The 20,017-nt window shown below is 36.0% G+C and carries 18 protein-coding genes and 1 tRNA gene; 5 read left to right on the top strand and 14 right to left on the bottom strand.

The genetic code is table 11. The annotated features are described in order from the left end of the window. Position 1 precedes the first annotated feature (1 nt). Entirely contained in the window at positions 2–1,240 is a 1,239-nt protein-coding gene (locus tag JNUCC72_RS01310; protein ID WP_454144139.1) for a hydroxymethylglutaryl-CoA reductase, degradative, read from the bottom strand. Between the two features lie 43 nt (positions 1,241–1,283). Here JNUCC72_RS01310 and JNUCC72_RS01305 point away from each other — a divergent pair, with 43 nt between their 5' ends. Next, positions 1,284–1,574, top strand: coding sequence for a hypothetical protein (locus tag JNUCC72_RS01305; protein WP_454144137.1), 291 nt, complete (start codon positions 1,284–1,286; stop codon positions 1,572–1,574). On the opposite strand, the gene galU is transcribed toward JNUCC72_RS01305, so the two are convergent. Genes galU through map form a run of 3 tightly spaced genes read right to left on the bottom strand, consistent with a single transcriptional unit; the run spans position 1,571 to position 4,280 of the window. Then, positions 1,571–2,470, bottom strand: coding sequence for a UTP--glucose-1-phosphate uridylyltransferase GalU (galU, locus tag JNUCC72_RS01300; protein WP_454144135.1), 900 nt, complete (start codon positions 2,468–2,470; stop codon positions 1,571–1,573). The genes JNUCC72_RS01305 and galU overlap by 4 nt on opposite strands. A gap of 11 nt (positions 2,471–2,481) precedes the next feature. Continuing rightward, the gene (locus JNUCC72_RS01295) at positions 2,482–3,477 is read right to left on the bottom strand and encodes a YihY/virulence factor BrkB family protein (protein WP_454144133.1); all 996 of its coding nucleotides are present in this window, start codon (positions 3,475–3,477) and stop codon (positions 2,482–2,484) included. Beyond that, positions 3,477–4,280 carry a type I methionyl aminopeptidase gene (gene map, locus JNUCC72_RS01290; protein WP_454144131.1) on the bottom strand — a complete coding sequence of 268 codons (804 nt, stop codon included), beginning with the start codon at positions 4,278–4,280 and terminating at the stop codon, positions 3,477–3,479. The genes JNUCC72_RS01295 and map overlap by 1 nt, the downstream gene beginning before the upstream one ends. Positions 4,281–4,467: 187 nt before the next feature. Here map and JNUCC72_RS01285 point away from each other — a divergent pair, with 187 nt between their 5' ends. Continuing rightward, positions 4,468–4,926 (top strand): flavodoxin, encoded by a 459-nt coding sequence (locus JNUCC72_RS01285; protein ID WP_454144129.1) that lies wholly within the window; start codon positions 4,468–4,470, stop codon positions 4,924–4,926. Positions 4,927–4,958: 32 nt separating this feature from the next. On the opposite strand, the gene wecB is transcribed toward JNUCC72_RS01285, so the two are convergent. Further along, a complete protein-coding gene (gene wecB / locus JNUCC72_RS01280) occupies positions 4,959–6,089 on the bottom strand; it encodes a non-hydrolyzing UDP-N-acetylglucosamine 2-epimerase (RefSeq protein WP_454144680.1) in 1,131 nt (376 codons plus the stop codon). A 153-nt stretch (positions 6,090–6,242) separates the two neighbouring features. On the opposite strand from wecB, the gene JNUCC72_RS01275 reads away from it, so the two are divergent. Next, entirely contained in the window at positions 6,243–7,481 is a 1,239-nt protein-coding gene (locus JNUCC72_RS01275; protein WP_454144127.1) for an aminopeptidase, read from the top strand. Between the two features lie 210 nt (positions 7,482–7,691). Here JNUCC72_RS01275 and JNUCC72_RS01270 read toward each other — a convergent pair. The 3 genes from JNUCC72_RS01270 to JNUCC72_RS01260 form a co-directional block, all read right to left on the bottom strand. Beyond that, positions 7,692–7,765: transfer RNA gene (locus JNUCC72_RS01270), tRNA-Arg, on the bottom strand. 42 nt (positions 7,766–7,807) lie between these two features. Then, positions 7,808–9,034, bottom strand: coding sequence for a PTS transporter subunit EIIC (locus tag JNUCC72_RS01265; protein ID WP_454144125.1), 1,227 nt, complete (start codon positions 9,032–9,034; stop codon positions 7,808–7,810). Positions 9,035–9,086: 52 nt separating this feature from the next. Then, positions 9,087–10,406 (bottom strand): DEAD/DEAH box helicase, encoded by a 1,320-nt coding sequence (locus JNUCC72_RS01260; RefSeq protein WP_454144123.1) that lies wholly within the window; start codon positions 10,404–10,406, stop codon positions 9,087–9,089. 193 nt (positions 10,407–10,599) lie between these two features. On the opposite strand from JNUCC72_RS01260, the gene JNUCC72_RS01255 reads away from it, so the two are divergent. Together JNUCC72_RS01255 and JNUCC72_RS01250 are read left to right on the top strand one after the other, a co-directional pair. Next, positions 10,600–11,922 carry an APC family permease gene (locus JNUCC72_RS01255; RefSeq protein WP_454144121.1) on the top strand — a complete coding sequence of 441 codons (1,323 nt, stop codon included), beginning with the start codon at positions 10,600–10,602 and terminating at the stop codon, positions 11,920–11,922. A 57-nt stretch (positions 11,923–11,979) separates the two neighbouring features. Further along, a complete protein-coding gene (locus JNUCC72_RS01250; RefSeq protein WP_454144678.1) occupies positions 11,980–13,284 on the top strand; it encodes an APC family permease in 1,305 nt (434 codons plus the stop codon). A gap of 8 nt (positions 13,285–13,292) precedes the next feature. On the opposite strand, the gene JNUCC72_RS01245 is transcribed toward JNUCC72_RS01250, so the two are convergent. The 6 genes from JNUCC72_RS01245 to gatC all read right to left on the bottom strand — a co-directional run bounded on the left by JNUCC72_RS01245 (position 13,293) and on the right by gatC (position 20,006). Further along, positions 13,293–14,333, bottom strand: coding sequence for an endonuclease/exonuclease/phosphatase family protein (locus JNUCC72_RS01245; RefSeq protein ID WP_454144119.1), 1,041 nt, complete (start codon positions 14,331–14,333; stop codon positions 13,293–13,295). 145 nt (positions 14,334–14,478) lie between these two features. Continuing rightward, positions 14,479–15,828, bottom strand: coding sequence for a 23S rRNA (uracil(1939)-C(5))-methyltransferase RlmD (gene rlmD / locus JNUCC72_RS01240; protein ID WP_454144117.1), 1,350 nt, complete (start codon positions 15,826–15,828; stop codon positions 14,479–14,481). 61 nt (positions 15,829–15,889) lie between these two features. Continuing rightward, the gene (locus JNUCC72_RS01235) at positions 15,890–16,807 is read right to left on the bottom strand and encodes a diacylglycerol kinase (protein ID WP_454144115.1); all 918 of its coding nucleotides are present in this window, start codon (positions 16,805–16,807) and stop codon (positions 15,890–15,892) included. A gap of 15 nt (positions 16,808–16,822) precedes the next feature. Continuing rightward, complete coding sequence (gene gatB / locus JNUCC72_RS01230) at positions 16,823–18,253, bottom strand: Asp-tRNA(Asn)/Glu-tRNA(Gln) amidotransferase subunit GatB (RefSeq protein WP_454144113.1); 1,431 nt, start codon at positions 18,251–18,253, stop codon at positions 16,823–16,825. Beyond that, positions 18,253–19,704 (bottom strand): Asp-tRNA(Asn)/Glu-tRNA(Gln) amidotransferase subunit GatA, encoded by a 1,452-nt coding sequence (gene gatA / locus JNUCC72_RS01225; RefSeq protein ID WP_454144111.1) that lies wholly within the window; start codon positions 19,702–19,704, stop codon positions 18,253–18,255. Before gatA ends, gatB begins: the two co-directional genes overlap by 1 nt. Next, positions 19,704–20,006 (bottom strand): Asp-tRNA(Asn)/Glu-tRNA(Gln) amidotransferase subunit GatC, encoded by a 303-nt coding sequence (gene gatC, locus JNUCC72_RS01220; protein ID WP_339970207.1) that lies wholly within the window; start codon positions 20,004–20,006, stop codon positions 19,704–19,706. Before gatC ends, gatA begins: the two co-directional genes overlap by 1 nt. Between the last annotated feature and the right edge of the window lie 11 nt (positions 20,007–20,017).

Genomic DNA, 20,017 nt, shown 5'->3' with positions numbered 1-20,017 from the left:
TTTAGTTCCTCATTTCTTTCAATAATTGCTTAGCATAATCTTGCTGATAGTTTTTTGCGCGTTGCATTTTCTGAATTAATTCTGGTATTTCAGATTCAAAGGCACCTAGATTCAACAACATATTTTGCAACTGCAATTTCATATGACCTTTTTGAATACCATCTGTCACTAATGCGTATAAAGCAGCCAAGTTATTAGCTAAACCAACACTAGCAATTATTTCACTGAGTTGTTCAGCTGATGGTTGATTCATCAAATCATAATTGTTTTTGATAAGTTGGCGACTTGTAATTGAACCCCCAACAACGCCAATTGGCATTGGTAATGTTAGCTCACCGATAAGTTTGTGGTCGCAAACTTGCCACTGACTTAAAGCCGTATACTGTCCTGTAGAAGAAGCGTGCATATGAACACTTGCTTCAACTGCTCTAAAGTCATTTCCTGTCGCTAGTAGAACTGCATCTACACCATTCATAATTCCTTTATTGTGGGTGACAGCACGGTAAGTGTTCACTTTTGCAAACTCACTCATTTTAGCAATTTTATGTGCGATTTGTTCACCTGAAATAGTACCTTTAGCAAGTGTTTCAAAATCGATTTCAGCTTTAGCTGTCACAAATTGCGCTGGTGCATTGCTCAAAATCGCAAACTCGCTATCTAAGTCAAACTTTGTTTTTAATCGCTGAGCGTAGGCTTCCAAAATAGCATTAACTTTATTAGCACCCATAGCTTGTGCGGGATTAATTTTGAATCTAATTTCTAAAAACGGATAATTTTCAGTAATTACGGTTATTTCTTCAATACCACCACCATAGTTAACTAAACTTGAAAACTGTGTTAGTAAATCTTGCTTAGCTTGGTGCAAATCATCACGGATCCAATCAACGTGTTGTCCATTAACGTCAGTTAATACAACTTGACCATAAATGCCCGTTCGATAACTTTTAGCAGTAATCCCATTTTTTAGCATCAACTTTGCACCATGATTAGCTGCAGCCACCACTGAAGGTTCTTCGGTCGACATTGGTACTGTGAAGTTATTGTCATTTACGTTTATTTCTTTTAACACACCTAGCGGGAAAGCTAACTGACTGATGACATTTTCACTAAAATGAGTCAATTGACTTAGAGATAGCTCATATTCATTTGCATATTGTTCACTTTGAGTTGGTGAAATCAAGTCATGGTCTACTAACCACTTTCGGCGGTCTGGTATACTTAATTTATAAAAAGGTGTCATGATTAACCCTCCATATTTTATGGTTTAGTAAGGAGATAGTTTTATGCGTATTATTGATTTTTTACAATTTATACAAGATTTATCAGATTACTTTAACTTGTACTTTAAAAATAACGAAACGCTTCTACCTGTTTCAGCCATCGATTATAATCAACAAATTTGTATTTTTTATACAAAAGAAGCAACTCATCAACCTCTGAAAAAATCCGAAATTGAAAAGTTGCTTATTCGTTTTGATGATAAAACTGCTTTTATCAAAGTTTGTGACTTAGACCAAAACGAACACGTCATTTATGGTCTGAGAATTGATCAAAATCGACTAATCCTAGTCTAGTTTTTCTTTTCTTCAGCTTCAAGTTCCTTAGCTAAATCTTTAATATATTGACGCAATTCATCTTTTGTTTCAGGGTGCTTCAACCCATATGAAATTGACGTTTGAAGGTAACCAAATTTATTACCAACATCAAAACGTTGGCCTTCAAAGACGTGCGCAAAAACGCGTTGTGTCTTGTTCATTGTGTCAATAGCATCAGTCAATTGAATTTCGTTACCACGTCCTGGTTTTTGATTTTCTAATATGTTGAAAATCTCAGGTGTTAATAAGTAACGACCAATAATTGCAAGATCTGATGGTGCTTCTTCTACTTTTGGTTTTTCAACAAAAGATTTAACATTGAATAGTCCTGGTCTTGATTGAACGTCTGGTTCAATCACACCATACTTGCTCACTTCTTCGTGAGGAACTTTCATAACTGCAATTGTTGCTGCATGTGTGTCGTTGTAGCAATCAATTAACTGTTTAGTTAGCGGTGTCTTATCATTCATCAAGTCATCACCTAGTAAAACAACAAATGGTTCATCAGCGATGAATGACTTAGCACGATAGATTGCGTCCCCTAATCCCTTTGGATGAGGCTGTCTAGTAAAGTAAATATTCACACCTAAAGTGGTTACATCAGTCACCACTTTTAAAAGATCTGTTTTGTGATCTTTTTCAAGTGTCAACTCTAATTCAGGAGCTGAATCAAAGTGGTCTTCAATTGGACGTTTCGTTTTTCCTGTCACAATCAAAATATCTTCAATACCTGAAGCTTTTGCTTCTTCAACAATAAACTGAATAGTTGGTTTATCCACAATTGGCATCATTTCTTTGGCAATTGCTTTAGTTGCTGGTAGAAATCTTGTTCCTAAACCGGCAGCAGGAATAACCGCTTTTCTTACTTTTTTCATAAGATACCGCCTTATTTTGTTTTTTTCTTCTTAAATAACTCAATTATACGACTCGATTTATAATCGACATTCCCATGTAACGTATGATCAATGGTTGAGTTCAATACAGCCCCCACCAAAAATACAAGTGCACTAAAGTTCAACCACAGCATGAAAATAATAAATGTTCCGATAATACCGTAATTGGTTAAACTCCGGCTAAAATGCTCCAAGTAAAAACTAAATCCTTGAGACAAAACGCCCCATCCGATAATTGTCAAAAACACACCCGGCCAAATACTACGTTTTTTGAGTGAAATGTTAGGTAGAAAATAATAAAGATACCCTACAATAACACCTAAAACAACAATAATAACGGGCCAACGATAACTGCTAATTTGATAAATCGGATCCATTGAAAAATTGAAAATTGGGGCTAACAATTCTAAAATCTGCTGACCAAAAATCAAAGTGAATAAAATTAAAACTAATCCTAAAATTAAAGTCGCTGTTAATGCAAATGAAACAATTCGATTAACAATAGAAACCCAAAAGGACTGCTCTTTAACAACTTCTTGAACACGATAGACTTTGTTCAAAGCCACTTTAATCGAATTAATCAGTCCACTAAATGCCCATAATGCAACGATAACCCCAAATGATAGGAATCCACCACTTGGTGGTTGAACAACTTGCTTGATAATAGGACTTATGTATGGTGCAACTTCTTTTGGCAGAATAAGACTGATATATTCAACAATCGGTTCAACAGTTGCACTAATATTAAACAAACTCAGCATATAAGCTGCTAACAACAATAATGGGAACAATGAGAACAACGCAAAATAAGCAATTACAATCGCATTTTGATTAATCTCACCACTAGCTAATACTTCAGATAATGTATTAAACAAGTAGCCCAGACGAGAGTGCTTTGGCTTTTTAACTCCACGTTTAACAGGGTGGCGCTTTTTGGGCTTTTGATGCGTCAGGTGTTCTTTTCGATACCCATAAAAAGGTTTTTTCATTATTTAAATAAATACTTTTTATCAAATTCCGGATCTTGTGAAGTTAAAATTTTTGGACCGTCTGCTGTAATTGCGATTGTGTGTTCATATTGTGCACATTTTGAACCATCTTCTGTAACATAGTATACCCAATCATCATCTGGATCATCAACAACACGACTCACCATTTCCCATGAACCTTGTGTAATCATGGGTTCAATTGTAATTGTCATACCTTCTTTTAGACGTAACCCGCGACCTTTTTTACCAAAGTGAGGTACTTCAGGTTCTTCGTGCATAGTTGGTTGAATACCGTGACCGATTAGTTCACGAACATCACCATAGTTGTTTTCAACTTCTGTGAATTGTTGGATGGCATAACCAATGTCACCAATACGATTACCCACTTGTGCTTGGTCAATTCCAAGGTAAAGTGCTTTGTGTGCGATATCCATTAAATCTTGATCTTCTTTTGAAATTTCGCCAACTGCATATGTCCAGCATGAATCACTTTCATAACCATCAAGATTGATTGTCATATCAACAGAGACAACGTCCCCTTCTTGTAAAAAGACATCTTTTCTAGGTGTTGCATGTGCAATTTCATCATTTACGCTGACACAAGTTGCGTATTTATAACCTTCAAAACCCTTTTCTGATGGGATACCACCATTTTCAGTAATGAAATTATCTGCAAATTCTTCAATTTCATATAATGAAATACCAGGTTTAATTAACTTTTTGATTCCTAAGTGTGTTTGTGCTAGTAATTGTCCAGATTTAGCCATTCCTTCTAATTCTCGACGTGATTTTAATGTAATCAAAATAAAACTCCTTTATATTTTAATCTTTACTATTTGAATCATATCATATCTATTATAACGTTTTTTGTTCATTAAAAAAATACCCCTGCTAAAACCTATGACAATTATCAATCAATACAAGCGATATTCTGTTATAATATAAGACGTCTATCCCCAGTTATTTTGAATGTATAAGGAGGATTTTACTTTGACAACTGCTAAAATTGTCTACGCTAGTATGACCGGTAATAATGAAGAAGTCGCTTCTATTATCGATGAGAAGCTTCAAGACATGGGTATTGAAACTGACATGTCTGATATTACGTTTAGTGATGTAAATGAATTTTCTGAATATGATATTGCATTTATGGTCCCTTATTCTTATGGTGAAGGTGAATTACCTGATGAAGCTTTAGACTTTTACGAAGATTTACTTGAGATTGATTTAACTGATAAGATCTTTGCGGTCGCAGGTTCAGGAGATGTTTTCTACGAAGATGCTTACTGCATTACCGTTGATGACTTTACTAAAGCCTTTTTGAAAATCGGTGGTGTTCAAGCTGCTGAAAGCCTAAAAATTAATTTGGCACCTGATTTAGAAGATATCGAAAATATTGAACAATTTACTGAAAAAGTTGTTAACTTCTACGAAGCTAACCACAAATAAAAAGCAATCAACTTAAGTTGATTGCTTTTTTGTTAGGCTTTGAAGTCCTCTGGACGTTCTAATGAGTCACGATTAAAGTGGTAAGAAATTGCATCAGCAATACGTTTTGACGCAGTACCATCACCATATGGATTTTGCGCTTCAGCCATTGCTTGATAAATTTCTTTATCATTTAATAATGTCATCATAGCAGACTTAACTTCTGCTTCGTTTGTTCCAACAAGTTTTAACGTACCTGCTTCAACACCTTCTGGACGTTCTGTTGTATCACGTAAAACTAAAACTGGTTTTTGAAGTGAAGGTGCTTCTTCTTGAACACCACCAGAATCAGTCATGATGAAGTAGCTTCTTTTAGCTAAGTTATGAAAATCAACAACATCAAGCGGTTGAATCAAGTGAATACGGTCATCATTACCCAATACTTCTTGAGCAACTTTTTGAACAGCTGGACTCAAGTGAACAGGGTAAACAATTTCAACATCATCATGTTGATCGACAACGTCTTTCATTACTTTGAAAACGCGACGCATCGGTTCTCCTTGGTTTTCACGACGGTGCATAGTAACCAAAATCATACGTTTATCTTCAGCAATTTCATCTAACACACTGTGGTGATAGTCGCGTTGAACAGTTTGTTTCAATGCATCAATTGCTGTGTTCCCTGTCACAAATACATCTTCTTCTGGATGATTTTCTTGTAGTAAGTTTGCTTTACTTTTGAATGTTGGCGCAAAGTAGATGTCAGTTAAAACGTCAGTCAATTGACGGTTCATTTCTTCTGGAAATGGTGAGTATTTATTCCAAGTTCTAAGACCAGCTTCAACGTGTCCTAGGACTTTTTGTTGATAGAAAGTTGATAGACTTGCTGCAAATGATGTTGTCGTATCACCATGAACCAAGACAATATCAGGTTGTTCTTCCATGATTACCTTTTCAAGATCTAACATCACACGGCTGGTAATTTGGCTTAATGTCTGACCAGCTTTCATAATATTAAAATCATAATCGGGTTTGATTTCAAAAATTTCTAAAACTTGATCTAACATTTCACGGTGTTGCGCTGTGACGACTGTAATTTCTTCAAATTCTTCTGGGCGACTTTTCAATTCCAAAACAAGTGGCGCCATTTTAATTGCTTCTGGTCTTGTACCAAAAACGGTCATTACTTTTACTTTATTTCCCAATGAAATACCTCCATGATTTATCAACTTTAATCATTATAAGTTTTAAGTTCATTATAAGCAAAAAACAATTACATTTATAGCCAAAAAACATGATAAAATAACTATTACTAAACTTAAATAAGGAGCTCAATGATGACACTACCAAATTTCGATACATTACTTGCTAAATATGCTGACCTGACGATTGAAACCGGGGTAGCCGTTAAACCTGGTGATACCATTGTTTTGCAAATTGCAACTGACCAAACTAAATTTGCACACTTACTGACTGAAAAAACATATCAAAAAGGGGCTGCTGAAGTCATTGTAAAGTGGCAAGATGAAACCTTAAATCGCCTTAATTTACTTTATGCTGATGAAAATCGCTTAGAAACCTTCTCAAAATCACAAGAAGAACAAATTAATGAATGGCTTGATAAAAAAGTTAAACGTATCTCTGTTATTTCAAACAATCCAGATGCCTTAAGCGATGTTGACCAACAACGTTTGGCTAAAATGCAAGGTGCGCTAACTAAGGGAATGCTTCCACTTCGTCGTGCTACGCAAAATAATGATATTAGCTGGACAATTGTAGGAGCTGCTAGTGAAGGCTGGGCAAAACACGTGTTCCCTGACGTTTCTGCTGCTGAAGCAGTTGACCAATTGTGGCATGAAATTTTCAAAACTACCCGTATTTACGCTGATGACCCAATTAAAGCATGGGAAGATCACAAAAATACACTTCGCCAAAAATCTGCCATTTTAAATGACAAACAATTTACTGCGCTTCACTACACTAGTGATGTGACAGATATCGAAATTGGGCTACCCAAAAACCATATTTGGCATAGTGCAGGTGCTGTTAATGCTGATGGTGAAGCATTCATGCCGAATATGCCTACAGAAGAAGTTTTCACTTCCCCTGATTTTCGAAAAATTAATGGTGTGATTGCTTCCACAAAACCATTGTCTTACAGCGGCCAACTTATTGAAGGCATCAAAGTCACTTTCAAAGATGGTCAAATTACTGAAATCACAGCCGATAAAGGTCAAGAAACATTGGAACATCTTGTTCAAACCGATGATGGCGCTAAATCATTAGGTGAAGTTGCTTTAGTACCTTACTCTTCACCGATTTCACAATCTCAAATCATCTTTTTCAATACCTTGTTTGACGAAAATGCATCAAACCACGTCGCAATTGGTGCTGCTTATCCATTTACTATCGAAAATGGGACTAAAATGTCGCCAATTGAATTACGTCAAAACGGATTGAATGTGAGTCAAACCCACGTTGATTTCATGGTAGGATCTGACAAAATGAACATTGAAGGTATTTCAACAGATGGCTCACGTTTCCAAATATTCAAAAATGGTGAATGGGCCTTCTAATGCTGTCTTTTCCTTTACTTCTCATTGCCAGTTTTTTGATTTCATTAGCTGCATTTTGCTATGTCTTTGCCTTTGCTACACGAAAACATTTTGATTATGTCAAAATTTTATTTCCGCTGGCAATTGTTTTTACACTTCTAGCAGTTATTGCTATCTATTTTTTACTCAAATAAAAAAGCCGCGCGGTTTACCCCGCACGGCTTTTTTTGATGACCCCGATCAGAATTGAACTGATGACCTACTGCTTAGGAGGCAGTTGCTCTATCCTGCTGAGCTACGAGGCCAATACTTTTTTATTATAACACTTTAAGTAAAAGTTAAAAGTATCAGTTCGCACTTTTGTAGTCATCATTTTCTTTTTTAATATAAGTTGTCCAAATAACTAACGAAATCAAAAAGTTAGTTAATATTAAGACAAGTGAATTCAAATCTAAATTAGTCGCCAAAAAACCATTTAGAAAAGGTGGCACTATACTTGGCAATGCGACTTGAACAGGGTCAATCCACCTTAAGGATAAGGCGCAATAAGTAGTCATCAAACTAATTATTGGCGTAATCATAAATGGCACGAAGTAGCGTTTATTTAAAATAACCGGAATGCCAAATAAAGTTGAACTATTTAAATTGAATATGCCTGGTGCCAGTGAATATTTTGCTACTCGCCGTCTTTCAGGGATTTTTGAGAAAAATAAAACCCCTAAAACAAAGGCCAATGTACTCCCAACACCACCAATGAATACATAAATATCAAGTGTTGATTTTGTCATTAAATACTGCGGTAGTTGGTGATAATTGGCAGCTTCAATATTGAAATTTTGACTGGTCAGATAAATAAATTCGACAATCGTTATCATCAAGTTATTTCCTTGAAAGTTGAAATAACAATAAAGCTGAATTAATAACAATAGCACTAACACCACAATGAAATTTTGACTCATCATAGCTAAGTTAGCTTGTGCACCACCGAATATCTCTTTTAAAGCTATGTGTAGTGCTTTGGGTGTTTCTCTAAAGTAAATAAACATTAGCGAAAATGTCACCAAAAATGACGTCAAATGACTCAGCTTTTTGTAAAACCACGTAAACCTTCCAGGCATAATGCTAAGTTGAAATTGCAATTTAGTCATAAAATTGTAAATGACCACAAAAATCGTGCTCACGAAAAACGCAAAAAATAGATTTTGCGTTGATAAGTTTTGCCAAGTGACTTTAAAATTGAAATTCAAAAAACCACTAGCTAACAAATAAGATGACACACCGATTATTGATCCTAATACAGCATCATTATCATAAAATAAGGCTAGAAAATAGCTCCAAACTAAGATAAACCAAAAGCTATATATTGGCAGCGTTAAAACCCAAATAGCCTGATTAATTGGCCCAAGCCAAAATAAGAAGTCTTTCAAAAATGACAGATGAAAATAGCTCAAAAACACATTTGAAAAATTCTGAAGCAAGATTGTCATTGACCCTAGCAAGGCCACAATCATCAATACATCTAGTGTTTGTTTTAAGGCTAATAGCCATCTCAAGTGCTTTAGGCTATCTACCATTTTAAGACTATATTTGGTTATAAAGTCTAGCTTTTTTTGTGTTGAATTAGTGCTAGGCTTTCTTTCCATGGTAGCCTTTATTTTTTTGTCGACGTTTGCGATTCTTCTTCACTTTTTTCTTTGGTTTTGGATTAGATTGAATCGCTTTTTTGAATTCTTTTTCTGGTTTATCTGTTTTATTTTGCAATTCTTCACGTGTTTGATTGATATGTGTTTCTTTTTGTTCGTTAGCTTGTGCTTCTCGTTCTTTTTTAGGCTGTGCAAATGGTTTATCTGTGGTTAAGTGATGACCAACTAGATATATTTTTTGCAATTGATCGCCTAAATTAGCTAGTTTCTTCAAGTCACGGAAATCATGGTTATTCCCCATTGAAATAACTGTTCCTTCTGCATCCATACGGCCTGTTCTTCCCGCTCTGTGAATATAAGACTCTTGTGACTGAGGTAAGTCATAGTTGATAACATATTTTAGATTCTTGATATCCATCCCTCTTGACGCAATATCTGTCGCAAAAATCGCATCAATTTTACCTTTTTGCAAATCAGAAATAGCACGTTGCCTTTGCATTTTGTTTTCGTTATTTGCTAAAACACCGAATTTCAAAGCACGATGTGACATAGTTTGGGCTACTTTTTCAAGTGAAGCCACACTACTAAAGAAAACAATTGCTGAAAAATCATCAACAGAAGATAGTCGTGTTAAAACGTCTAATCTGTTTTCATTACTTACCTTCAAGAAGCGGTGGTGAATATTGTTTTTTGTAATGTCTGGTCTAACATCTACTAAAATGAAAGCATTTCCAAACACTTCTTCTGGGTTACGAGTTGTTTCAGAATCTGTTGCACCAAATAATAAAATTTGGGAGTCTTCTGGCATATCATCTGAAAATGACCCAATCATATCAATTGAATCAAGCACCAATAGGTCATCGGCTTCATCTAGTACTAACGCATTCGCCTTTTGTGGTTTGATTTTATTTTCAGTTACCATATCAAACAAACGGCCTAAAGTTGCAATAATAATTTCAGGCTTTTTCTTTTTCAAGTTTTCAATTTGGCGTTTACGATTTCCACTACCAACTAGTGCCATTGTTTTAAGACCTTGTGCTTTAGCAAAAGGTTGCAAGGCATCCCTCACCTGCACGGCTAATTCATTCGTTGGTTCTAAAATAATAATTGCTTGATAATCGCCAGGATTTGTTTTCTCAATTAATGGCAAGCCATAAGCATAAGTCTTCCCAGTTCCTGTAGGTGAAAGCCCCACAACAGAAGCCCCTTCGATAATGGACTGGTAACTTCTACTTTGAATTTCTGTTGTTTCTGTTATGTTTTGTTCTTTTAAAATGTTTTGTATATTTTCACTATAGTTCATAGAATTGATCATCCTAATCTATTAATTTTGTTAAAAATGACGGTTATTATATTTTCTCATATTTTTTATGATTTGGTAAACGTTCAATGAAATATTATCAATTTTTTATTGATTAATCATCTATCTTCCTATTTTAATTTTCTGTATAATGATTAATTGAAAAAATATTTAAATAAGAAGGTGGAATCGTTAGATGTCTAATAATTTAAAGAAGACCATGAATTTCTCACAAGCCCTCTCAACTGTTATGGGAATTGTGATTGGTGCCGGGGTATTTTTCAAAATATCTAGTGTTGCCAGTTCAACGCAGTCTGCTAGTTTAACTGTTTTTGTGTGGGTTTTAGCCGGGCTATTATCCATTGCCAGCGGATTAACTGTTTCAGAATTAGCAACTGCCCTTCCTGTTACGGGTGGGCCAACAAAGTATATTGAATATACTTACGGTAAGCCTGCAGGATTTCTATTTGGATGGTCACAAATGGCCATTTACTTCCCTGCCAATATTGCCGCTTTAAGTATCATCTTTGGTGAACAATTTGCTAGTCTTTTTGGCATTAGTCAATCACTGATCGTGCCTATTGCACTAATTGTTTCAACATCGATTATGCTACTGAACTTTGTTGGGAATAAAGTCTCCGGTAAATTGCAAAGCATCACAATGATTGCCAAACTTATTCCTATTGTTTTAATTATCGGTTTTGGTTTATTCAAGCCAAGTCCTGTTAATCCTTCATTATTCCCAATCACTTCAGGCGAAGGAACTCCCTTCTTTACTGCACTAAGTGGTGGATTACTAGCCACAATGTTTGCTTATGATGGTTGGATTAATGTTGGTAATATGGCTGGTGAAATGAAGAACCCTAAAAAAGACCTGCCTAAAGCCATTATTTTGGGACTAAGTTTAGTAACCTTAATCTACGTATTGATTAACTATGCATTTGTTTCAGCACTACCAGTCGATCAGTTAGCTGGTAATGGTAATGCCGCTTTTGATAGTTCCCGTTTATTCTTTGGTGAATTTGGTGGCCGTTTAGTAACATTAGGTATTTTAGTTTCAGTGTACGGTACGATTAACGGTTATACAATGACTGGTATTCGTGTTCCTTATACATTGGCTTCAAATGGTAGTTTACCATTTAGTAATACCTTCAAAAAATTAAATAAATCAGGTGCACCTTATGTTTCAGGACTATTCACTTTAGCTATTACATTTCTTATGATTTTCCTAGGTAGCTTCAACTTATTAACAGACATGCTTGTTTTTGTGATTTGGAGCTTTACAACACTACTATCAATTGGTGTTATCATCCTTAGAAAACGTGAGCCAGAACTTGAACGTCCTTATAAAGTGCTATTCTACCCAGTTATTCCTGCTATCTCAATCTTAGGTGGACTGTTCATTGTCGTTTCAACATTAATTACACAATTTGAGTTATCACTAATTGGGATACTCGTCACTTTAATTGGACTACCCATTTATTTTTATCAAAAAAGAAAAAATGAAAAGTCTTCTTAATTAAGAAGACTTTTTTTATTGGTTATTTTTAGGAGTTTTTAGTTTATGTCACAAGAAATGAAAAAGAATCTTAAATTCTCACAAGCGCTATCCACCGTTATGGGAATTGTTATTGGATCCGGTATTTTCTTCAAAATTTCATCAATCACACAATTGACACAATCAACTAGCATGACTTTATTTGTTTGGTTTTTTGCTGGAATTTTGTCAATTGCAAGTGGATTAACTGTTGCAGAGTTAGCAACGGCTTTGCCTGTTACAGGTGGTCCCATTAAATACATTGAATATACCTATGGTAAGCCACTGAGCTTTTTGTATGGATGGGCACAAATCTTAATTTATTTTCCTGCATCGATTGCGTCATTAATGCTCGTTTTTTCACAACAATTAATCGTTTTACTAGGTATCAACAATCACTGGACTATTCCATTTGCGGTTCTTTGTTTAGCTTCTATTGCATTGATTAACTTTATTGGGAACAAAGCTTCAGGAATTCTACAAGTGGTCTCTTTGATTGTTAAATTAATTCCTGTTGCTTTGATTGTAATCGTCGGCTTATTCCATGATCCAAAAATGCCTGTTGAATTGTTCCCTATCACTTCTGGACATGATGTCCCATTCTTTGTTGCTTTAAGTGGTGGGTTGCTTTCAGCAATGTATGCTTATGAAGGCTGGATTAATGTGGGAAATATGGCTGGAGAATTGAAACATCCTAGCAAGGACTTGCCTAAAGCCATTATCTTAGGATTAAGTCTGGTAACGGTTGTTTATTTACTTATCAACTTTGCGTTTTTATCAAGTCTCCCTATCGAACAACTAGCAGGTAATCCAAACGCTGCTTTTGATAGCTCTCGTGTACTGTTTGGTAACCTAGGCGGGCGTTTAGTGACAATTGGTATTTTAGTTTCTGTTTATGGCACAATTAATGGGTTTGTGATGACAGGGATGCGTTTACCTTACACACTTGCTCAAAGCAACCAACTCCCATTTAGTCAGTATTTCAAGAAACTCAACCGCTTTGGTGTTCCGATGGTTTCAGGACTACTTATTTGTGGTATTTCTATTCTATTATTATTCTTAGGTAATTTTGACAACTTAACCAACATGTTGGTCTTCGTCATGTGGACCTTCACCACTTTAATTTCAATTGCTGTTTTAATCTTGCGAAAACGTGAACCAAAACTTGAACGTCCTTACAAGGTGCTGTTCTATCCAATCATTCCAATCATTTCAATCTTGGGTGGTGGCTTTATCGTGGTCGCAACCTTCATCACACAATTCCAATTATCAATTATTGGTATCTTAGTGACTCTAACAGGTCTTCCTGTTTATTATTACTATCACAAAAAAAATAAAGCTTAGGCAGTTGCCTAGGCTTTATTTTTTTGCACTTCCATAAAGATTGCCATATGGTCTGAAGTTTTTAAGTCTTGGAGCTTAATATTTTTGACACTATATTGATTTTTAGGAATTAAAACATGATCAATTGGTGTTCTAAAGTATGCTGGTAGTTTAGAGGCTGGCCATGTCCCTCTTTCAAATGTGGGGAGTGCATTTACCCCATCTTCATGTGTTGCAATCGTCGTCAATAATCCATGATTCATATTTGCATTGAAATCGCCAATTAGAATACTATCAGGATTTTGGTTGGCTAGTTGATTGCTAATCACCTGCAAATCTTTTTGCCAGTAATTCATCAAGTATCCTGGAATCGGTGGTGCAGCATGAAGCCCAATAATGCTTGGAACATTTGCAGTTTGAGATTTCAAATTAACACTTTTAAATGTTGGTTGTGGCACTTCTCTTTGTTGCGTGAATTGAGCAAATGACTTTTTGACGATTGTCGTCACTCCTGCTACTCCTGTTGGATGGTCAGAAATAAACACGTCATAATGGTCATAATTCACATTAGCCGCCTTAAATAGTTGCTTAATGCGCTCATTAGCCCCTGCTTCTGAAGGTCGCTCATCAAACTCAGGAAAAACCGCAATATCAGTGTTATACTCGCCAAAAATAGTTTGAATATTAGTGGAATTAAGTTGATTAGCTGAATTGTATTCTACAATTTTGAACGATGGCTGGTTTGAATCAACTGGCTGATCATGACTGAAGTGTCCGCCAGTTCCACCTATCACTAAAATACCTGATAGCACCATCATAACTGCCCAAATAAAAAATGGTGGTCTGCGATAGCCTTTCTTGTAACTAGTCATTCCCATCATAAGTAATGAAAAAATCCCCATCACAACACCAAAAAAGACGGAAAATGCATAAAACTGTGCAAGTCCAAGTTGTGTTGATAAAAACTGATTAAGACTCGATTGCGGGAATAGTGTATACGTCAACACTATTGCCATGTAAACTATCGCAATCAGTAGCAATAAAACATGATATTTCTTTACTATCTTCATTTGTTCTCCTCCAAGAGATTTCTAGTTGAGCATTAAGCGTATCATGATTGTGACTATTACTTTCACTATTACAGTTAACTTAACTGATTTTTAAATAAAAAACACCCAGACTATTGCAATATAGCCTAGGTATTTTAAATTGAATTTAGTTTTTCTCAAGCACTGTCACACATTCCACATGTTGTGTCATAGGGAACATATCAACAGGTTGAATTGTTTTTGTTGTATAACCGTAGTCTTCGAATTCTTTAATATCACGCATCAAAGTAGCTGGATTACATGAAATGTAAATCACTTTACGAGGTGCAATTTTAGCAGTTGATTGAATGAATTCACTTGTCACACCTTTTCTTGGTGGATCGGCAATTACAACCGTTGCTTTTTTGCCTTCTTCTGCCCAATGATTCATGTATTCTTCTGACTTACCTAAGAAGAATTCAGAGTTAGTAATGTGGTTTAAGGTTGCATTGTTCTTGGCATCATCAACAGCTGATTTCACCACTTCAACCCCTGTCACACTCTTCACTTCTTTGGCAACAGAAAGACCAATTGTTCCAATACCTGAATAAGTATCTAGTACTTCATCATCTTCGTTTAATTGGGCCATTTCAACCGCTTTTTGGTAAAGTGTTGGCGTTTGGCTTGAGTTAATTTGGAAGAATGATTGTGGTGAAATCATAAAGGTTTGATCACCAATTTTATCTGTAATGTATGAATTACCCGCTAATAAACGGTTCTTCTTACCCATAATAACGTTTGTTTTTTGTGGGTTATGATTCAAGTAAACACTTTTCACTTCTTCTAACTGTTCAATTGCATCCGCAATTTCAGGTAGGTGTTTGAATTTTTTGTCTAAACAAACCAAAATTACCATGATTTGGCCAGTGAAGTAACCACGACGAACAATAATATTCTTCACTTGACCACGATGATTGCGTTCATCATACCCTGTAATGTCGTATTGGCGTAGAATTTCACGAACACCTTTAATTGTGTTATCGATTTTTGAATCTTGAATTAAGAAGTCTTCCATCACGACTAAATCATGAGAACGTTTTCTGAAAAATCCAACTTCAAGTTGACCATTAACTTGGCGAACAGGAACTTGCGCTTTATTACGGTAGCCTAATTCATTAGGTGATGCAATAGTATCCAAAACATCGATATCTAATTTATTCTTTTCAACTAATTTTTTAACTTGTTTAGTTTTGAATTCAAGTTGTTTGTCATAAGTTAAGTGTGCAAGAGGTGCAATCCCTGTCTGTGCCCACTTGTTTGAAGACATTTCAACACGGTCTGGGCTTTTGGTTTCAATTGATACAGTTTTTGCAAAGCCAAACCCTTTCTTCAATTTCAAAATTTTGGCAGTAACAACTTCACCTGGCAAAGCATTATCCACGAACAAAGTCATGCCTTCGTCAGTATGAGCAACTCCCATCCCTTCGTAACTTAAATCAGTGATAGTCAATTGTATTTCTTGGTTCTTATTTAACATATTATCTCCTAGGCTCTAAAAAACTGTACCCAATAGTTTAGGTACAGTTTTTTTAGTACATTTAAAAATTAACATAAAACTCGATATGTTGCGTCAAATTCTCAAATGATAATGGAAAGGCTGTTCCTTTTTCACCATCAATATTAACGTCATTTCCATGACTATTTTGATCAAGTAGTTCAACTTCGAGCGTCTTTGTTTTGACAAAAATAACATCATCATCATCAAGATGTTTGCGATTTTTGACAGCCAACTTAATCAATCGAAACAATCGTGTCAACTGCGTTGGCTTTACAATTAGCAGGCCAAAGTATCCATCTGAAAATTCAGGAACAGGCAATATCTTTTCAAATCCACCAATTGAATTGGTCAATCCTAATAAGAATAAAACGGTGTCCCCCTCGTAAACGCCTGTGTCATAGGTCAGGCGCATTTTTCGAGACTGTAAACCTGCTAATAGTTTAATAGCTTTCAGCAAGTAGGCACTATATCCAAAAACGGATTTTTGTTGCCAAGTCGGCGCGTAAGTTACTTCTGTCACATGCCCACCGCCGGCATTATTCACAAAGTATTGACTATGGTTACTTGAGTAAGCTCGGCCAATATCTAACTTTTGTGTTTGTCCTTTCAAAACAACTTCAGCTGCTGCTTTGAAATTATTTCTTGGGATATGCAATGCTCTTGCAAAATCATTGGCTGTTCCTGCTGGAATCACGGCCACTTTAGGTCGCGTTTCTAATGGGGCAATCCCATTAATCACTTGATCAAGTGTGCCGTCTCCTCCAGCCGAAACGATTAAATCAAATCCTGCTTTTGCGACACGAATTGCTTCGTTTTTAGCCGAATCAACTTCTGCAGTTGTCTGAAACGAACTCGCTTCAAATCCCGCTTTTTCAAGCACAGCTAAAATATCAACAATGCTTTTCGTAACAGGATAATGTCCAGAAGTCGGGTTATAAATTAATCTGGCTTTTGGCACTCAAATCGCCTACCCTTACTTCTTGTCTAATTCTTCTAGCAAAATCTTATTCACAACTTTAGGGTTCGCTTGACCTCTAGTTGCTTTCATAATTTGACCCACTAAGAATCCGATTGCACGGTCTTTACCATTCTTGTAGTCTTCAATAGATTGTTCATTGTTATCCAAGATGTCATTGATTAATGGCACTAGAACTGCTGGATCAGATTGTTGAACAAGTCCTTTTTCTTCAACCCAAGCCTTTGGTTCTGTTCCGTTTTTAATTGTTTCTTGGAAAACTTTTTTCGCAATTTTTGAAGAAATTGTCCCATCTTTGATTAATTTAATCATTGTGGCTAAGTTTTCAGGTGTTAGGTTTGATTCTAACAAGTCAATTTTGTTGGTGTTCAAGTAAGCATTTACTTCACCCATTAACCAGTTAGAAGCTAGTTTTGCATCCCCACCATGTTCAACTGTTTCATTAAAGAAGTCAGACATTTCTTTAGTTTGGGTCAAAATATTAGCATCATATTCAGGAATACCTAGTTCAGAAACATAACGTTTACGACGAACATCTGGCATTTCTGGAATTTGTGATCTAATTTCGTCAACCCATGAATCAGCCACATGGAATCCTGGAATATCAGGTTCTGGGAAGTAACGGTAATCGTCTTTCCCTTCTTTCACACGTAGTAAGTAAGTTTGACCTGTTGTTTCGTCAAAACGACGTGTTTCAGGTTTGATTTCGCCACCTGCAAGTAAAATTTCAGTTTGACGTTTTTCTTCATAAGCAAGACCTAAACGAACGTGGTTAAATGAGTTTAAGTTTTTAAGCTCAGCTTTTTCACCTAGTTCTTCTTGACCAATTGGACGTAGTGAAATGTTAGTATCCACACGCATTGATCCTTCTTCCATCTTAACGTCTGAAGCGCCTGTAAATTGAACGATTTGACGTAGTTTTTCAAGGTAAGCTTGTGCTTCATCTGGTGTTGCAATATCAGGTTTTGACACAATTTCAATCAATGGTGTTCCCTGACGGTTCAAGTCAACAGATGAATACCCATCTGTACCGTGAGTATTCTTACCAGCATCTTCTTCAACGTGCATTTCTTCTAAGCGAATTTTTTTAGTATAACCATTCACTTCAATTTCGATATAACCACCAGTAGCTAATGGAAATTCTGATTGCGTGATTTGGTAAGCTTTAGGATTATCTGGGTAGAAGTAGTTCTTACGGTCAAAGTGTGTGTAAGGTGACACATTAGCGTGCATAGCTGAAGCAACCATAATACCTAGACGGTAAGCTTCTTTATTCACAGTTGGCAATACACCAGGATAACCAAAATCAATTACGTTAGTGTTTGTATTTGGTTCTGCTCCGTATTGCACTGGACTTGGACTGAACATTTTAGTGTTTGTTTTTAATTCAACGTGGACCTCAAGCCCAATAGTTGTTTCAAAATTCATTATTTGTCCTCCATTTCACTAGGAACTTTTTCATAGAATTTACTGTAATCTTCGTAGAAGCTTGCAGCATTAAAGATTGCTTCTTCATCAAAGCGTTGTGCCATGATTTGAAGACCAACAGGCATGTTATCTGAAGCAAGTCCTGCAGGGATACTTGCGGCTGGAATTCCGGCCATGTTTGCTGAGATTGTTAGAATATCGTTAGCATACATTGTCATTGGATCATCATTCTTAGCATCAATACCAAAAGCAGTTGTTGGTGCAGTTGGTCCCATTACTAAGTCATATTTTTCAAATAGACGGTCAAAGTCTTGTTTGATTAATGTTCTCAATTGAGCAGCTTTTTTGAAGTAAGCATCGTATGTTCCAGCTGAAAGTGAGAATGTACCCAACATAATACGACGTTTAACTTCGTCTCCGAATCCTTCAGAACGAGTCTTGACATAAACATCAGCTAAGCTCTTCACATCACTTGCACGGAATCCATAACGAATACCATCAAAACGTTGTAAGTTTGATGAAGCTTCACTAGAAGCAATCAAGTAGTAAGTTGGAATCACATATTTAGTATGTGGCAAGCTAACTTCTTCAACGATTGCACCGTTTTCTTCGTAAACTTTAATGGCTTCGTTAACCACGCGTTTAACTTCGTCAGAAACACCGATTTCAAAGTATTCCTTAGGAACAGCAATTTTTAGACCTTTAACATCTTTGTTAAGTGCTTTAGTGAAATCAGGAACTTCACGCATTGAACTTGTTGAATCGCGTTCATCATGGCCACTAATTGCATTTAGAACGTAAGCAGCATCTTTAACACGTTTTGTCATTACACCGATTTGATCTAAACTTGAAGAAAAGGCAATTAATCCCCAACGTGACACACGGCCGTAAGTTGGTTTAATTCCAAAAATACCAGTGAAAGCACTAGGTTGGCGAATTGAACCACCCGTATCTGAACCAAGTGCAGCAATAACTTGACCACTAGCTACGGCTGTTGCTGAACCACCTGAAGAACCACCAGGAACTTTAGTTTGGTCCCAAGGATTCTTTGAAACACCAAAGTATGATGTTTCAGTAGATGAACCCATTGCAAACTCATCCAAGTTTGGTTTACCAATGATAACAGCTTTTTGGTCTTTTAGTTTTGAAACAACTGTTGCATCATAAACCGATACAAAGTTTTCAAGCATACGACTAGCTGCTGTTGTTTTCATTTCTGTTGTTACAATATTATCTTTAACAGCGATTGGAATTCCTGCCAAAGGGGTATCAAATTCTGTGATAGCTTCAGCTTCTTTTGGTGCATTTTCGTTCAATGAAATAAAAGAATTGAATTTATCATCTGTTTTTTTGATGTTATCTAGTGTGTTAGTTGCAAGTTCTTTAGCTGACAATTTTTGATCAACTAAGTCTTGGTGTAATTGATCAATTGATTCGTTTAAATAATTCATTATTGATTGTCATCCTCCTTGTCAATAATTGAAGGCACTCTGATTAAGCCGTCTTTTGTTTCAGGTACGTTTTTAAGTAATTCTTCACGTGTTTGCATTTTTTCAACTTCATCATTTCTGAAGACATTTTCTTCATCAACAATTAAGTTAGTTGGCACAACATCTGTTGTATCCACTTCCTGCAATTGTCCAGCCATGGCGATAATTTCGTCCATTTGGGGTGTGAACATTTCTAGCTCTTCTTCGCTAAATTTTAATCTTGAAAGCGCCGCAACGTGCGCAATTTCTTCTTTAGAAATCATTGAATACCTCC

It is taken from the genome of Holzapfeliella sp. JNUCC 72 (assembly GCF_053668685.1).
This window is presented reverse-complemented; position numbering and strand designations above follow the sequence as displayed.

Excerpts from the sequence above, each read along its gene's own strand:
- JNUCC72_RS01310 (WP_454144139.1), bottom strand. The coding sequence starts at position 1,240 with ATGACACCTTTTTATAAATTAAGTATACCAGACCGCCGAAAGTGGTTA.
- JNUCC72_RS01305 (WP_454144137.1), top strand. The coding sequence starts at position 1,284 with ATGCGTATTATTGATTTTTTACAATTTATACAAGATTTATCAGATTAC.
- galU (WP_454144135.1), bottom strand. The coding sequence starts at position 2,470 with ATGAAAAAAGTAAGAAAAGCGGTTATTCCTGCTGCCGGTTTAGGAACA.
- JNUCC72_RS01295 (WP_454144133.1), bottom strand. The coding sequence starts at position 3,477 with ATGAAAAAACCTTTTTATGGGTATCGAAAAGAACACCTGACGCATCAA.
- wecB (WP_454144680.1), bottom strand. The coding sequence starts at position 6,089 with ATGACCGTTTTTGGTACAAGACCAGAAGCAATTAAAATGGCGCCACTT.
- JNUCC72_RS01275 (WP_454144127.1), top strand. The coding sequence starts at position 6,243 with ATGACACTACCAAATTTCGATACATTACTTGCTAAATATGCTGACCTG.
- JNUCC72_RS01265 (WP_454144125.1), bottom strand. The coding sequence starts at position 9,034 with ATGGTAGATAGCCTAAAGCACTTGAGATGGCTATTAGCCTTAAAACAA.
- JNUCC72_RS01260 (WP_454144123.1), bottom strand. The coding sequence starts at position 10,406 with ATGAACTATAGTGAAAATATACAAAACATTTTAAAAGAACAAAACATA.
- JNUCC72_RS01255 (WP_454144121.1), top strand. The coding sequence starts at position 10,600 with ATGTCTAATAATTTAAAGAAGACCATGAATTTCTCACAAGCCCTCTCA.
- JNUCC72_RS01250 (WP_454144678.1), top strand. The coding sequence starts at position 11,980 with ATGAAAAAGAATCTTAAATTCTCACAAGCGCTATCCACCGTTATGGGA.
- JNUCC72_RS01245 (WP_454144119.1), bottom strand. The coding sequence starts at position 14,333 with ATGAAGATAGTAAAGAAATATCATGTTTTATTGCTACTGATTGCGATA.
- rlmD (WP_454144117.1), bottom strand. The coding sequence starts at position 15,828 with ATGTTAAATAAGAACCAAGAAATACAATTGACTATCACTGATTTAAGT.
- gatB (WP_454144113.1), bottom strand. The coding sequence starts at position 18,253 with ATGAATTTTGAAACAACTATTGGGCTTGAGGTCCACGTTGAATTAAAA.
- gatA (WP_454144111.1), bottom strand. The coding sequence starts at position 19,704 with ATGAATTATTTAAACGAATCAATTGATCAATTACACCAAGACTTAGTT.
- gatC (WP_339970207.1), bottom strand. The coding sequence starts at position 20,006 with ATGATTTCTAAAGAAGAAATTGCGCACGTTGCGGCGCTTTCAAGATTA.